Annotated in this window: 2 protein-coding genes; both read left to right on the forward strand. The window is 67.4% G+C overall.

Annotated elements, in window-relative coordinates; genetic code table 11:
- Positions 1–109 precede the first annotated feature (109 nt).
- Positions 110–1,318: a sensor histidine kinase gene (locus ACFTZB_RS45305; protein WP_378442496.1), complete on the forward strand. Its 1,209-nt coding sequence runs from the start codon at positions 110–112 to the stop codon at positions 1,316–1,318.
- Positions 1,315–2,001: response regulator transcription factor (locus ACFTZB_RS45310; protein ID WP_005251956.1), on the forward strand; the 687-nt coding region annotated here is incomplete at its 3' end. The genes ACFTZB_RS45305 and ACFTZB_RS45310, both read left to right, overlap by 4 nt.

Genomic DNA, 2,001 nt, shown 5'->3' on the forward strand with positions numbered 1-2,001 from the left:
GCCAACAGCAGGTTAACTGCGGACGAAGACTCCGGTTGCCGCGTGTGACGTGCGCGGAAATGCCTGGACCCTGCGTAACCGGCCCGCCGCGCGAACGTACGATTCAGGCGTGAGTGTTGTTCAAGCCGTCCTGCTTGCCATCGTGGGCGGCTTCGTCGGTTACCTCGTCGGTGGCGTGCTGATCCCCATGCTGTCCACCCGGCAGGCGCAGCGAATGGAAGAGACGTCGGGGCTCACGATGTCGCAGGTCCTCGACCTGATCGTGCTGGCGTCCGAGAGCGGTATCGCCGTCGTCGACCAGTTCCACGACGTCGTCCTGTTCAACCCCCGCGCCGAAGAGCTGGGCCTGGTGCGGAACCGTCTCGTCGACGACCGTGCGTGGGTGGCGGCGCTCCGCGTCCTCGAAACCGGCGAACCCGTCGAGGTCGACCTCAGCACCAAGACCCCGCAGCGGGGACGCGACCGGATCGCGGTGCGCGGCACCGCACGCCTGCTCAGCAAGGAGGACCACAACTTCGTGGTCCTGTTCGCCGACGACGACTCCGAGCAGGTGCGGATGGAAGCGACCCGCCGCGACTTCGTCGCCAACGTCAGCCACGAACTCAAGACGCCCGTCGGCGCGATGGGACTGCTCGCGGAGGCACTCCTCGAATCGGCGGACGACCCCGATTCGGTCCGGCACTTCGGCGAACGCGTGCTCGGTGAATCCGTGCGCCTCGGCAAGATGGTCACCGAACTGATCGCGCTGTCCCGGCTGCAGGGCGCCGAGAAGCTGCCCGACCTCGAGGCCGTCTCCGTCGACGAGGTGGTGGACGAGGCACTGCAGCGCTGCAAGATCTCCGCCGAAGCCGCAGGCATCGCCGTCACCACGGACCACAACAGCGGCTACGAAGTCCTCGGCGACCGCGCGCTGCTCGTCACCGCACTGTCCAACCTGGTGCAGAACGCCATCGCCTATTCGCCGAAGGGATCCCCGGTCTCGGTGAGCCGGTCGATCCGCGGCGACAACGTGGCGATCTCGGTGACCGACCGCGGCGAAGGCATCGCCAAGGCCGACCAGGAACGCGTCTTCGAACGCTTCTTCCGCGTCGACAAGGCGCGGGCCCGGGCCACCGGCGGGACGGGACTCGGCCTCGCGATCGTCAAGCACGTGGCCGCCAACCACAACGGATCGATCGACCTGTGGAGCAAGCCCGGAACGGGTTCGACGTTTACCCTGCAGATTCCTGCACACATCGAGACAGTAGAGACGAACGGCGGGGACGCCGACGGCGGAACTGTCGGGAGGAGAGAAACCGGTATGGAGGCCAAGCGATGACAAGTGTGCTGATCGTGGAAGACGAGGAGTCACTGGCCGACCCATTGGCCTTCCTGCTCCGCAAGGAGGGATTCGAGACGACGATCGTCGGCGACGGACCGTCCGCGCTCGCCGAGTTCGACCGGGCCGGTGCCGACATCGTCCTCCTCGACCTCATGCTGCCCGGCATGAGCGGCACGGACGTCTGCAAGCAACTCCGCAGCCGGTCCGGCGTCCCCGTCATCATGGTCACGGCGCGGGACAGCGAGATCGACAAGGTGGTGGGCCTCGAACTCGGCGCCGACGACTACGTGACCAAGCCGTACTCGGCGCGGGAACTGATCGCCCGCATCCGCGCGGTGCTGCGCCGGGGCGTCGACAGTGAACTCGACGTCGCGCAGGACTCGGCCGTCCTCGAGGCCGGACCGGTCCGGATGGACGTCGAACGGCACGTGGTCCAGGTGAACGGCGAGGCCGTCACGCTGCCGCTCAAGGAGTTCGACCTCCTCGAGTACCTGCTGCGGAACTCGGGCCGCGTGCTCACCCGCGGACAGTTGATCGACCGGGTGTGGGGCGCGGACTACGTCGGCGACACCAAGACCCTCGACGTGCACGTCAAGCGTCTGCGCTCGAAGATCGAGACCGACCCGGCCAAGCCGGAACACCTCGTCACCGTCCGCGGGCTGGGCTACAAACTGGAGGCG

Source organism: Rhodococcus sp. NPDC057014, from assembly GCF_042673295.1.
Taxonomy (GTDB): domain Bacteria; phylum Actinomycetota; class Actinomycetes; order Mycobacteriales; family Mycobacteriaceae; genus Rhodococcus_F.